At 70.5% G+C, this 12345-nt stretch carries 14 protein-coding genes; 5 read left to right on the forward strand and 9 right to left on the reverse strand.

What is annotated here, in order from left to right; all coding sequences use genetic code 11:
* The first annotated feature begins 2 nt into the window (after positions 1-2).
* The 3 genes from GGD88_RS16360 to argE are packed head-to-tail and all read left to right on the forward strand — an operon-like array spanning position 3 to position 3215.
* The gene (locus GGD88_RS16360) at positions 3-1001 is read left to right on the forward strand and encodes an ABC transporter ATP-binding protein (RefSeq protein WP_184437434.1); all 999 of its coding nucleotides are present in this window, start codon (positions 3-5) and stop codon (positions 999-1001) included.
* Positions 998-2011, forward strand: a complete 1014-nt coding sequence (locus tag GGD88_RS16365; RefSeq protein ID WP_184437436.1) for an ABC transporter ATP-binding protein — start codon at positions 998-1000, stop codon at positions 2009-2011. Before GGD88_RS16360 ends, GGD88_RS16365 begins: the two co-directional genes overlap by 4 nt.
* Before the next feature lie 34 nt (positions 2012-2045).
* The gene (argE, locus tag GGD88_RS16370; RefSeq protein WP_343056404.1) at positions 2046-3215 is read left to right on the forward strand and encodes an acetylornithine deacetylase; all 1170 of its coding nucleotides are present in this window, start codon (positions 2046-2048) and stop codon (positions 3213-3215) included.
* Between the two features lie 23 nt (positions 3216-3238).
* On the opposite strand, the gene GGD88_RS16375 is transcribed toward argE, so the two are convergent.
* Positions 3239-3457 (reverse strand): hypothetical protein, encoded by a 219-nt coding sequence (locus GGD88_RS16375; protein WP_184437438.1) that lies wholly within the window; start codon positions 3455-3457, stop codon positions 3239-3241.
* Between the two features lie 289 nt (positions 3458-3746).
* On the opposite strand from GGD88_RS16375, the gene GGD88_RS16380 reads away from it, so the two are divergent.
* Positions 3747-5183 carry an amidase gene (locus tag GGD88_RS16380; RefSeq protein WP_184437440.1) on the forward strand — a complete coding sequence of 479 codons (1437 nt, stop codon included), beginning with the start codon at positions 3747-3749 and terminating at the stop codon, positions 5181-5183.
* A gap of 16 nt (positions 5184-5199) precedes the next feature.
* Here the strand turns inward: GGD88_RS16380 and GGD88_RS16385 are convergent, their stop codons facing one another.
* The 5 genes from GGD88_RS16385 to GGD88_RS16405 form a co-directional block, all read right to left on the reverse strand.
* Positions 5200-6489, reverse strand: coding sequence for a hydroxyacid-oxoacid transhydrogenase (locus GGD88_RS16385; RefSeq protein ID WP_184437442.1), 1290 nt, complete (start codon positions 6487-6489; stop codon positions 5200-5202).
* Positions 6490-6556: 67 nt separating this feature from the next.
* On the reverse strand, positions 6557-7465 hold the full coding sequence (locus GGD88_RS16390; protein WP_184437444.1) for a lysophospholipid acyltransferase family protein: 909 nt from the start codon (positions 7463-7465) through the stop codon (positions 6557-6559).
* Between the two features lie 29 nt (positions 7466-7494).
* The gene (locus tag GGD88_RS16395; RefSeq protein WP_184437446.1) at positions 7495-8301 is read right to left on the reverse strand and encodes a GNAT family N-acetyltransferase; all 807 of its coding nucleotides are present in this window, start codon (positions 8299-8301) and stop codon (positions 7495-7497) included.
* 250 nt (positions 8302-8551) lie between these two features.
* Positions 8552-8983, reverse strand: coding sequence for a Fur family transcriptional regulator (locus GGD88_RS16400; RefSeq protein WP_184437448.1), 432 nt, complete (start codon positions 8981-8983; stop codon positions 8552-8554).
* A gap of 269 nt (positions 8984-9252) precedes the next feature.
* The gene (locus tag GGD88_RS16405; protein WP_184437450.1) at positions 9253-9672 is read right to left on the reverse strand and encodes a Ros/MucR family transcriptional regulator; all 420 of its coding nucleotides are present in this window, start codon (positions 9670-9672) and stop codon (positions 9253-9255) included.
* A 212-nt stretch (positions 9673-9884) separates the two neighbouring features.
* Here GGD88_RS16405 and GGD88_RS16410 point away from each other — a divergent pair, with 212 nt between their 5' ends.
* Positions 9885-10127 carry a sulfurtransferase TusA family protein gene (locus GGD88_RS16410; RefSeq protein WP_184437452.1) on the forward strand — a complete coding sequence of 81 codons (243 nt, stop codon included), beginning with the start codon at positions 9885-9887 and terminating at the stop codon, positions 10125-10127.
* Positions 10128-10241: 114 nt separating this feature from the next.
* On the opposite strand, the gene GGD88_RS16415 is transcribed toward GGD88_RS16410, so the two are convergent.
* From GGD88_RS16415 to ddpX, 3 genes are read right to left on the reverse strand one after another with little or no spacing between them, the layout of a single operon-like run.
* A complete protein-coding gene (locus GGD88_RS16415; RefSeq protein ID WP_184437455.1) occupies positions 10242-10751 on the reverse strand; it encodes a GNAT family N-acetyltransferase in 510 nt (169 codons plus the stop codon).
* Positions 10748-11434, reverse strand: a complete 687-nt coding sequence (gene tsaB, locus GGD88_RS16420; protein WP_221237198.1) for a tRNA (adenosine(37)-N6)-threonylcarbamoyltransferase complex dimerization subunit type 1 TsaB — start codon at positions 11432-11434, stop codon at positions 10748-10750. The genes GGD88_RS16415 and tsaB overlap by 4 nt, the downstream gene beginning before the upstream one ends.
* Positions 11431-12015 carry a D-alanyl-D-alanine dipeptidase gene (ddpX, locus tag GGD88_RS16425; protein ID WP_184437457.1) on the reverse strand — a complete coding sequence of 195 codons (585 nt, stop codon included), beginning with the start codon at positions 12013-12015 and terminating at the stop codon, positions 11431-11433. Before ddpX ends, tsaB begins: the two co-directional genes overlap by 4 nt.
* Between the last annotated feature and the right edge of the window lie 330 nt (positions 12016-12345).

Raw genomic sequence — 12345 nt, forward strand, 5'->3', positions numbered from 1 at the left:
CCATGCCCGAACACACACCGACCCTGGCGGTCGAGGACCTGCGCACCGTGTTCCGCTCCAAGGCCGGCGACGTCGCCGCCGTGGACGGGGTCAGCTTCAGCGTCGATCGTGGCGAGGTGCTGGGCCTCGTCGGCGAGAGCGGCTCCGGCAAATCCGTGACCGGCTTTTCCATCATCGGCCTGGTCGATCCGCCCGGTCGCGTCGCCGGCGGCCGCGTGCTGTACAAGGGTCGCGACCTGGCGGGCCTGTCCGAGGCCCGGATGCGCGCCCTGCGCGGGCGGGAGATCGCCATGATCTTCCAGGACCCGATGATGACCCTGAACCCGGTGCTGCGCATCGACACCCAGATGATCGAGGCCATCCGGGCGCACGAGCGCGTCTCGGAAAAGGCCGCCCGCGCGCGTTGCCGCGACGCGCTCGGCCGCGTCGGCATTCCGGCCCCGGACGAGCGCCTGACCGCCTATCCGCACCAGTTCTCCGGCGGCATGCGCCAGCGCGTCGCCATCGCCATCGCGTTGTTGAACGCGCCCGACCTCATCATCGCCGACGAACCGACCACCGCGCTCGACGTCACCGTGCAGGCCCAGATCCTGTACGAGGTCCAGGCGCTGTGCCGCGATACCGGCACCGCGCTGATCTGGATCACCCACGACCTCGCCGTGGTGGCCGGGCTGGCCGACCGCATCGCCGTCATGTACGCGGGAAAGGTGGTCGAGACCGGCTCCACCGACCAGGTGCTAGACCATCCCATGCATCCCTACACCCACGGCCTGATCGGCTCCGTCCCCAGCGAGAACCGGCGCGGCCAGCGCCTGAGCCAGATTCCCGGCATGACGCCGAGCCCGCTGGCGTTGCCGTCCGGCTGCGCGTTCCGCACCCGCTGCCCACGCGCCGACGCCGCCTGCCGGCAACCGCCGGACATGGTGGAGCGGGTGCCGGGTCACGCTGCGCGCTGTTTCCACCCGCACCTGACCGGCGAGGCCGTGGAGGTGCCGGCATGACCGCGGCTCCGCTGCTGCGCCTGGAGGACGTCTCCAAGCGGTTCGTCAAGCATCTCGACTTCGCCGAGAAGATCGCCAACCGCCTGGGTGCCCACATCCGCGAGCAGGTGGTGCACGCCGTCGATCACGTCAGTTTCGACGTGGGGCAGGGCGAGGTGGTCGGCCTGGTCGGCGAGAGCGGGTGTGGCAAATCCACCCTGGGCCGGGTGGTGGCCGGCATCCATCCGCAGTCGGACGGCCACGTCTACTACCGCGACCGCGACGTGGCGGCGGTGCGGGCCGGCGAGGGGGCGGAGGCGAAGCGGTATGCCCTCGGTGTGCAGATGATCTTCCAGGACCCGTTCGCCTCGCTGAACCCGCGTCTGCGGGTGCGCGACATCGTCGGCGAGGCGCCGCGCGTGCATGGCCTGGTCGACGAGGGGTCGTCGCTGGACGACTACGTCGACGACGTGATGCGCCGGGTCGGCCTCGACCCCGCCTTCAAGCGGCGCTATCCACACCAGTTCTCCGGCGGCCAGCGCCAGCGCATCGGCATCGCCCGGGCGTTGGCGGTCAAGCCCGAGTTCCTGGTGTGCGACGAGGCCGTGGCGGCGCTGGACGTGTCGATCCAGGCCCAGGTGCTGAACCTGTTCATGGACCTGCGCGCGGACCTGGACCTGACCTATCTGTTCATCAGTCACGACCTGAGCGTGGTCGAGCACCTGTCGGACCGGGTGGTCATCATGTACCTGGGCCGGGTGGTGGAGATCGCGCCGACGCCGGACCTGTTCGCGGCGCCCAACCATCCCTACACCCAGGCCCTGCTGGAGCAGGTGCCCCGCATCGACGGCCGCAAGAAGGCGTTCACCCCGATCAAGGGCGAGATCCCGTCGCCGCTGGACCCGCCGCCGGGGTGCCACTTCCACCCGCGCTGTCCGCACGCCATGGACCGCTGCCGGGTGGAGCGCCCGGCGTCGAAGCCGGTGGGCGCGGGGCGCCTGTCGGCCTGCCATCTGAACGACACGGCGTGAGCCTGACCGTAAGAACCCCGAAAGGAACCCCGTCGTGCCCCCCGCCCGTCTGACCAGCACCGAGATGCTGGGTCGCCTCGTCGGCTTCGACACCACCAGCCGCAATTCCAACCTTGACCTGATGGCCTTCGTCCAGGACTACCTGTCACAGCACGGCGTCGCGAGCCGCCTGGTGCCGAGCGAGGACGGCCAGAAGGCCAACCTGTACGCCACCATCGGGCCGACCGACAGGGGCGGGGTGATGCTGTCGGGGCATACCGACGTGGTGCCGGTGGACGGCCAGGATTGGCACACCGACCCGTTCACGCTGACCGAGCGCGACGGCCGGCTGTACGGGCGCGGCACCACCGACATGAAGGGCTTCGTCGCCGTGGCGCTGGCGATGGTGCCGGATTTCGTGGCCGCGCCGCTGACCACGCCGGTGCATCTGGCGTTCTCCTATGACGAGGAGGTGGGCTGCATCGGGGTGCGCCGGCTCATCGACATGCTGAACGGCCAGGCGGTCAGGCCCAGCCTGTGCATCGTCGGTGAACCCACCAGTATGGAGGTGGTGATCGCGCACAAGGGCAAGCGCAGCTACGCGGTGCACGTGCGCGGCCTGGAGGCGCATTCCAGCCTCGCCCCGCGCGGGGTCAACGCCATCGAGTACGCGGCCGAACTGATCGCCCACATGAAGGGCATGGCGCGCCGGCTGGAGGCCGACGGGCCGTTCGACCCCGAGTTCGATATCCCTCACACGACGATCCACGTCGGCACCATTCAGGGTGGTACGGCGCTGAACATCGTGCCGCTGGACTGCCGTTTCCGGTTCGAGTTCCGGTATCTGCCCACCGACGACCACGCCCGGCTGCTGGCCGAGATCCAGGATTTCGTGGACGCCGAGCTGCACCCGCGCATGCACGCCGTCGATCCGTCGACCGGGATCACCATCACCGAGGCGACCGCCTTCCCGGCGCTGGACACCCGCGCCGACGCCGACGTGGTGGCCTTCGCCAAGGCCCTCGCGGGGCGCAACGACCACGCCAAGGTCGCCTTCGGCACCGAGGCCGGCCTGTTCCAGACCACGGCCGATGTGCCGACGGTGGTCTGCGGCCCCGGCTCCATCGCCCAGGCGCACAAGCCGAACGAGTTCATCGAGGCGGCGCACCTGGACCGCTGCGAGGATTTCATGCGCCGCCTGATCGGGCGGTTGAGCGGGGAGTGAGGGCGGTCGCGGGTCCGGGTGGATCAGGGCAGGGTGGCGGTCAGGTGCGCGATCACACCGACCGTGATGCCGATCATGGTCAGGGCCACGCCGATCACCGTTGCGATCATGCCCCACAAACCGTTGGTCGTGGGCATGCGGGCCAGACGATGGCTGATGTCCTTCAGCTCGGTCTTGATCTCGTCGAGGTCGCGGCGGACATACCCGAACTCGACCTCGAGCTTGGTGATGCGGTTTTCCATGAGGCTGCCGTCCCTGCTGCCATCCATCATATCAGGCACCGTGGTTCGGGGTTCAAGCAGATATCCGGTCAGAATTCGTGACCATCCTTTGGCGCCCCGTCCGTCATCGGTCCGGACCGGACCCGTGGGCATGGGGTCACACCGTCTCATGCTTTTGATCGTAGGCAAATCACGAATCCCGCAATGCGAATACGTACCGTCCTCCGGGCACCTGACCTCGTCGTGACAACCGCCGGGCTATGCGGCACGGTGTCCCGCCTGTAAGCCCCCATCAATATGGGATGAACCGATGCCGCCATCCTCCGACGACCTCACCCGCCTGTCCGCCCGCGCCGTGCTGGCGTTGCTCAAGCGCGGGGAGATTTCGCCGCCGGAGCTGATCGACGCCGCGCTGGCGCGCCATGCCGCCGTCGACGGCGCGGTCAACGCCGTGCCCACGCTGTGCCCGGAGCGCGCCCGCGCCGCCGCCCGCCGGGTGATGGAGGACGCCGCCGGGATGGACGTCGCCGGGCCGGGCTGGTTGGCCGGGCTGCCGGTGTTGATCAAGGACATGACCGACGTGGCCGGGGTGCGCACCACCTACGGCTCGCCGCTGTATGCCGAGCATGTGCCCGGGCGCTCCGACGTGCTGGTGGAGACCCTGGAGCGGCGGGGCGCTGTCGTGCTGGGCAAGACCAACACGCCGGAGTGGGCGGCCGGCGCCAACACCTTCAACGACGTCTTCGGGGCGACCCGCAATCCCTATGACACCCGCCTGACCTGCGGCGGCTCGTCCGGCGGCGCGGCGGTGGCGCTGGCGACCGGCATGGCATGGCTGGCGACCGGGTCCGACATGGGCGGCTCGCTGCGCATCCCGGCGGCCTTCTGCGGCGTAGTCGGGTTGCGGCCCAGCCCCGGCCGGGTGGCGCGGGCGCCCACGGCCGACCCCTGGTCGCCGCTGTCGGTCGAGGGGCCGATGGCGCGCGACGTGGCGGACTGCGCGGTGCTGCTGGACGCCCAGGCGGGGGCGACGGCCGCCGATCCGCTGGCGCTGGAGGCCCCGGCCCACCCGTTCCTCGCCGCCGCCGAGCGCCCGCAGGCGCCGCGCCGCGTCGGCTGGAGCCCGGATCTGGGGCTGTGGCCCGTGGACCCCGAGATCGCCGCGATCTGTGCGGCCGCCGTGCGCCGGTTCGAGGACGCGGGGGTGGCCGTGGACGACGCCTGCCCGGACTTCGCCGACGCCCGCGCCGTGTTCCAGGCCCTCCGGGCCGATGCCTTCGTCACCCAGTTGGGGCCGGTGCTAGAGACGCACCGCGACCGCCTCAAGCCCGAGGTGGTCTGGAACATCGAGCAGGGCCTGGCCCAGACCCAGGCCGACCTGTCCGCGGCCAAGCGCGGGCGGGCGGCGCTGGCGGCGCGGGTGGCGGCGTTCTTCGAGACCCACGACCTGCTGGCCTGCCCGACCACGGTGGTGCCGCCGTTCCCGGTCGAACAGCGGTACGTGGAGGAAGCGGGCGGGCGCCGCTTCGAGACCTACGTGGACTGGCTGGGGATCACCTACACGCTGACCCTCACGGGCTGCCCGGTGATCTCGATCCCCTGCGGCAGCACGGCGGCCGGGCTGCCGGTGGGCCTTCAGCTCATGGCGCGGCCCCGGGCCGAGGCCGCGCTGTTTTCCTGGGCTGCCCTGCTGGAAGGGCTGCTGGGGTGGCCGGCCGCGCCCATCGACCCGGTGGTGCCGGCGTAGCGGCCGCGCCGGTGTCTCACCAATACCGCAGCGCGTCCCGGAACAGGCCGGCAAGGTCGGCCTCCGACGGCGCGCGGGGCGCCTGGACGAGCAGCCGCTGCTGCTGCGCGGCGCCCTGCACCAGCGCCGGGATGTCGGACTCTGTATAGCCCAGGGCGCCGATGCCGTTCGGGCAGCCGGTGTTGCGCATGATCTCCGCCAGCCGGTCGGCCAGCGCGGCGCCGCCGTGCTCCGGCGTCATGTTGCGGGTGTCGGCGCCCAGGCCGCGCGCTGCCTCCAGGTGGCGTTCGGGGCTGGTGGACGCCGTGAACCGGAACGCCGCCGGGGCGTTGACCACCACCGAGATCCCGTGCGGCACCATCGGTTTGTCGTCCTCGTAGCCGGCGGCCACATAGCGGTGGTTCTGCCCGGCGACGGCGTAGCTCATGGCGTGCGGGATGTGCACGCCGGCGTTGCCGAAGGCCATGCCGGCGAGGGTCGAGGCGAACATGAGCGCGTCGCGGGCCTCGTGGTCGGCCGGATCGGCGTAGGCCCGCTCCAGGTAGCGCCCGCCCAGCTCAATGGCCCTCATGGAGCCGATGTCCGACCAGGGGTTGCTGCCCTGATAGGGGGGCCGCAGGCTCGGGTCCGTCGGATAGTCGCGGCTGCGGAAGTCGCGCGCGGTCCAGCTCTCGATGGCATGGGTCAGCACGTCCAGACCGGTCGAGCAGACCACGCCGACGGGCAGGGTGTACGTGGTGGTGGGGTCGACGACCGCGCGGGTCGGCTTGAGGAAGCGGTGGGCGATCCCCGTTTTCACGGTTTCCGACACGAAGTCGAAGATCGCGGTCGCCGTCATCTCGCTGCCGGTGCCGCAGGTGGTGGGACAGGCAAGGTGCGGCTTGAGCGGCCCCGGCACCGGCTTGCCCTGGCCCATGGGGGCGTTGACGTAGGCCAGGAAGTCGTCCGGATGGGTGGCGTAGAGGTTGGCGGCCTTGCAGGTGTCCATGACCGAGCCGCCGCCGATCGAAATGAAGCCGTCGAAGGCGCCGTCGGCGGCAAAGGCGGCGGCGTCGCGGAACGACGCGTCGGTGGGCTCCACGGTCACGGCGTCATAGACCACCACGTCCAGCCCGGCCCGGGCGATGGCCTCGCGGGCGATGGCGACGTGCTCCAGGGCGGCGAGGTGGCGGTCGGTGAACAGGGCGATGCGGCGCGCGTTCAGGGCCTTCAGGTCGTGGCCCAGTTCGCGCAAGGCGCCGTGCCCGTACTTCAGGGGCACCGTGTCGACCGTGAAGATGTGCTCGCGGACGGCGTCCGGTGTCATGGGTGGTGTCCTCCCTGGCGTTTTGTTGGTGGTGCGCGGGTGGCGTCTCCGGTGGCGTTCGGTCGGGCTAGGCCCGCGCCGCGTGCGGGGCCGTGGCGTCCTCCGCCTGGTCCGTGGGGTCATCGTCGGCCGGGGTGCCCGCGCCCGCCGCCGTATCGGCGGCGCGGCCGCTGAGCAGATCCGACACCCCCGCGGAGACGAGCGCCTCGCAGTGCCGGGCCAGCGCCTTGCGGGAGGGATGAGCGGCCGCCTCGACCGGATCGTGCAGGATGACCTCGACCGTGATGGTGCCCAGGGCCAGGGCCGCCCACAGGTGCGGGGCCAGATCCATGTCGCCGTACCAGGCATAGAACGGTCGCCAGCCGTAGCCGACCGGCACGCCGTCCACGCGTGTATAGGCCAGCGAGACCGGCTGCACGACCAGGGGCGGGCGCTCCCGTGTGGCGGCGGCCCCGGAGTCGCGGCGGCGCGGCGGCTCGGCCACGGCCAGCAGGGCGCTCTTGAAGGGCAGCACGCGGTTGCCGTCGTTGCTGGTGCCCTCGGGGAACAGGATCAGCGGCTCGCCCTCGGCCAGGCGGCGGGCGATGTCGTCGCGGCCCTGGCCGGTGCGGCTGCGCTTGCGCTCGACGAAGACCGTGCGGCCCAGACGGGCGATCAGGCCGAAGCCGGGCCAGGTCCCGACCTCGGACTTGGCCACGAACCCCGCGTCCAGGAGGGCGCCCAGGGTCACGATATCGAGGTAGGAGGTATGGTTGGACAGGATCAGCAGCGGCCGGCGTCCGCTCGGCCGCCCACGCACGACCCGGATCCGCAGGCCGATGACCCGCGCCACCCCGGCCCAGTAGACCCGCGCCAGCCAACGTGACGGCAGGCGCAGGCCGAGCAGGGTGGCGTAGGGCGGGACCACAAAGCAGGTCCAGCCCAGGAACAGCGTCAGGCGCCACAGGGCGCGGGCGGGAGAGAAGATGCCCGGCATCGGGGTCCTCGGACGGCTGGCCCGCCGGTTCAGAGGGCCGGACTCGGCACCGAGCGGGCGGTCCGGTCGTAGTGCTTGTAATACTTCTCGGCGACGCGGTCGGTCTTCACGATCACGCAGACGTCCGTCGTGTTGAACTGGCGGTCGACGAAGGCCCCCTCTCCGACGTAGCCGCCCAGGCGCAGATAGCCTTTGATGAGGGGCGGCAGCTCGGCGAGGATACGGCGCGTGTCCAGGGTGTCCGGGGCCAGCAGGTCCATCGGCTGGAAGAACTGCGGCAGCACCACGGGCCGCATCTCCTCGGGCGCCAGGTGACAGTGATGCAGGTAGCTCAGGGCCGGGGCCAGCGCCGCCACGTCGTTGCCGTGCAGGCTGGCGCAGCCGAACATGAGGCCGACGTCGTGGCGGAACACATAGGCCGCGATCCCGCGCCAGAGCTGTTGCATGGTGTGGCGGTTGCGGTAGCGGGCGTCGACGCAGGACCGGCCCAGCTCCATCACCTCGCACGGCTGCCCGAGGATGGCGGAGATGTCGTACTCCGAGGCGGTGTAAAAGCAGCCGGCGCGCCGCGCGTGCTCGCGGCGCATGAGCCGGTAGGTCCCGACCACGCGATCCGCTCCCGCGCCCAGCGAATGGTCGATCACCAGCAGGTGGTCGGCGATGTCGTCGAAGGCATCGAAATCGCGTTCGCAGGCCGCCGTCTCAAGCGTCGGTCGCGCGCCCCTTTCATTGTAGAAGATGCGGAAGCGCAGGGCCTGGGCGGCCCGAACCTCGTCTTCCGTGTCGGCCAGGACAACGTCCAGGTCGCCCGCGCGCAAATCCCCAAGAGAGCCCATTTCACTCCTTGCCCGGATCCGATGTCCGCGCACCATGATACCCGTATGAGAGGCGGCGCCTCGCGCGGCCGCCCGGACGGCCGGCTGGCATCATCCCGAACTGCCACCGACCGGATGATGCCGGAGCCCGGTCCCCTGTTGCAACACCGTCTCGACGCGCAACCGTCACCCAACGCGGCCGCTCCGCCCCGGGTTCGTCGGGCGGTTCGTCGGGCGGTCCGCCGGCCGGTCCGCCGCCGCCGCCCCATCCCTAGGACGCATCATTGCCGGTGTCGGTCTTCAGGGCCAGTCCGTAGAGTTCCAGCCTGTGGCCTTTCAGTTCGTAGCCGAGCCCGCGCGCGATCTCCTCCTGGAGGCGTTCGATCTCGGTGTTGTGGAATTCGATCACCCGTCCGGTCTCCAGGTCGATGAGATGGTCGTGGTGATCGTCCGACACCTCCTCGTAGCGCGCCCGCCCGTCGCGGAAGTCATGGCGTTCGAGGATGTCGTTCTCTTCGAACAGCCGCACCGTGCGGTAGACCGTCGCGATACTGATGCGCGGGTCGATCAGCGTGGCCCGCCGGTAGACCTCCTCCACGTCGGGGTGATCCTGTGCTTCCGAGAGCACGCGCGCGATCACGCGCCGCTGCCCGGTCATTTTCATGCCCTTGTCGATGCAGCGTTGCTCGATGCGGGAGGTCATGGGTTGGCGGTGCTCGGTCCCAGTTTCGGATCTGAACCCATATGGATCTGACCCCATATTAGGGGCGGTTCCGATAAAAGAAAAGGCATGCCCACGCCCGCCCGCCGGCACGGGTGTCCCATGCCGGGGCCGGCGGGGTCTCATCCGGGACGGGCCAGGGCCTCGCGATCCCGGGGACGGCGCCGCTGGACACCCGGGGCGTGCCCCGGTTTGTGGCCACTCCGGCTGGGCGCCAGCGGGGCGCCGCCTTCCTCCGGTCGAGGTCCGGCCTAGTCCTCGGCGCCGTCGCGGCGGGCCCGGGTCCCCAGCCCGATCTTCTTGGCCAGCGCACTGCGGTGCTGGGCGTAGTTGGGCGCGACCATGGGGTAATCCGGACCCAGCCCCCAGCGTTCCCGGTATTCTTCGGGTGTCATGCCGTAGGCGGTCTTGAGGTGGCGCTTGAGCATCTTGAGCTTTTTACCGTCCTCCAGACACACGATATAATCCGGCGTGACCGACTTCTTGATCGGCACAGCGGGCTGGGGTCGCTCCTGCTGGGGTTCGGTCTGGCCGACGTTCGCCAGGCTGCGGTGCACATCCTGGATCAGCGTGGTGAGATCGGTGACCGCGACGGAGTTGTTGCCGACGTGCGCGGATACGATCTGGGCCGTCAGACGAAGAAGTTCTTGCTCGCTGGCTGACGAGGACATCAATGGACCTTTCTTGAAGTGCCAGGCCTGATTGTTGCCTGGTTTGGGTTCCCCATCTCATGGCCTAAGCGTGCGGGTTGCAAACCTTCGCACGCCCAAGCCTTGCCTCAAACTCTCGTTACGGATGTTATAGGACAATCAAACAAAGCCGGCAAGTCTCATGTTCTGCCAACGATCGCCTTTGGCAGGAATCAACGAAAACTGGGATCAGGATGAGCGACCACGCAATCGACATCACAGGGGATATATGCCCCTTTACCTTCGTCAAGACGAAGCTTCTTGTGGAGCGGATGCGGGTCGGCGAGACCGCGACGGTTCGTCTTAAGGGCCTGGAACCCCTCAAGAACGTGCCACGCTCCTTGACGGAACACGGCCAGGCGATCCTTTCCCTTGAGCCGGAGAACGGCGAGGGACCCGATGGTGTTCATCGGTTGATCTTGCGCAAGATGACATAAAAACAACCCCCGTGTTCGCCCCAGCATGGAGCGGACCCGGTGAACACCGCCCGTCCCAATCTTCCCCAATCTTCTCCGGCGCCGAACCACGCCGCACCCGCGGTGCGGGTGCGCTCAGCCGGGCGGGGACGGCGGCAGGTCGCGGGCCAGGACCAGCGCATCGACGGCCAGGCCCGCATGCGACCCATAATAGCCGGGTCGCCGCCCGCAAACCGAATAGCCGTGGTTTCTATAGAAGCATATAGCGGAAGAGTTGTCACCTGAAACTTCCAGGCACAGGCGGTCGACACCCAATGATTTTAGGTCCGCCTCGGCCCGAGTCAACAGCCGGCCGCCCACGCCGCGCCGCCGCCAGGGGCCCGCGCGCACGCCCAGGGTCAGGATGTCGGCCTCGGGGCCGGCCACCTGCACCAGGATCATGCCGACGGGCTCCGGCGCGTCGGCCGCCCCATCGTCCGCCAGCGCCAGCCAGCCGCGCGCGCCGGGCAGGGCGAGGACGGCCGCCATCTCGGCGGTGTCCCACGGCCGGTGCCAGGGCTGCCCGTCGAAACAGAGGCAATGGAGGGCGGCCAGGGCCGCGGCGTGCGCCGGCGCCACGGCCACCAGGGTGGGGGGCGCCGTCATGCCCGGGCGCGGGCGTTCGGGGGCGGCAATGCGGCGTCGGGTGGCCGGACATAAAGCGGGCGCGGCGGCAGCGCCGCAGTCGGGTCGTGCGCCACCAGCGCCGCCAGAACGGCCGGGTCCGGCGCACGGTCGGCGTCCGGCGCCACCGTGGCCGTCGGCGGCAGCGGGCGCGGCAGCAGCGCCACGCCGTCGCCGGTCAGCCACAGCGGCTCGGTTGGCAGGGCGGCCAGGGCGTCCGCCGGGGCCAGCGACACCGGCGCGTCCAGTGGCGCCCCGGCGGCGTCGAAGACGTGCAGGTAGACGTCGGCCCGGCGGGCATCGAGCACCACCGCGACCGGCGTCGCGACCGGGGCGGCGGCGCGGGCCATCGCGGCCAGCACCGCCGTGGTGGTGGCTCCACGGACCGGGCAGCCGGCGGCCAGGCCCAGGCCGCGCGCCAGCGCCAGGCCGACCCGCAGGCCGGTGAAGCTGCCGGGGCCGACCGTGACCGCGATCGCCGACAGGGCATCGAAGGACACGCCGGCGGTGGCCATGGTGTCCCGCACCAGGGGGGCGAGCAACTCGGCGTGGCCGTGGTCGCGCGTATGGTCCGCGCGCGCCAGCACGGCACCGGCGCGCCAGACGCACACGCCGCAGGCCCGGCCGGACGACTCGAGCGCCAGGACGGGGCCATCGGGCGTCACGCGCCGGCCTCCGGCACCGCCGTCTCCGGCATCATGCGGGTGCCGGCGGCGGCGTCGCTCAGCACCGGGTAGCGGCCGCGGGGCTGGACGAGCTGATAATGCCACCACTCGTTCCGATAGAAGTCCCAGCCGGCGGCGGTCATGATCCCCAGCAGGAGGTGGCGATTGCGCTGCGCCTCGGGCGCGATGTCCTGATTGCCGTGATGGGACTCGTGGCGCATGTCGTCGAAGCCGGTGCCCATGTCCAGAGGCGTACCGCTGGCGGCGTCCACCAGCGTCAGGTCGACGGCCGCGCCCATGGAGTGGGGTGAGCCGCGGCGCGGGTCGGCGATGAAATCCGGATCCGGGCAGGCGGCCCACAGGGTCCACTGGGCTTCGGCCGGGCGAAAGGCGTCGAACACGCGCAGCCGCAGCCCGAGCGGGCGGGCCAGCGCGACCGCGTGCGCCAGCAGCGCGGCGGCGTCCATATGCAGGTATCCGGCCGCGCGGGCGTAGATCGGCCGGCCGGTGATGTTGTCGGGGGTGGCGTAGAGCAGGTCGAGGTCGACGTCGTAGCCCTCGGGGGTGATCTCGATCAGCATGGGACTCGGGCCGGTAAAGGGGGAAAAGGGGGTGGCGGGGCGATGGGACAGGGGTCCGACGACCCGCGCGGCGTCGCCGCCCAAGGACGGGTCTGTTGGTGTGGACGGCCCACCGGCATCGACTGTGCCCACGTGGCGGCCGTTGAAGAACACCATGGAGAAGAGCCACCCGGGAAACAGGTTGCCACAATCGCAGGGGAAATCGCATTTGAAAAATCGTGGTCGCGTTTGGGGATGAAACGGATTCTGTAGGGGACTCCCATTCAAGGTTCGGGAGGCCCCATGTCCTGGTTCCTGGATGCGGTTGGCGAGGGGCCGGACCCTCGGGCG

The organism is Roseospira goensis, from assembly GCF_014197795.1.
Classification (GTDB): Bacteria; Pseudomonadota; Alphaproteobacteria; order Rhodospirillales; family Rhodospirillaceae; genus Rhodospira; species Rhodospira goensis.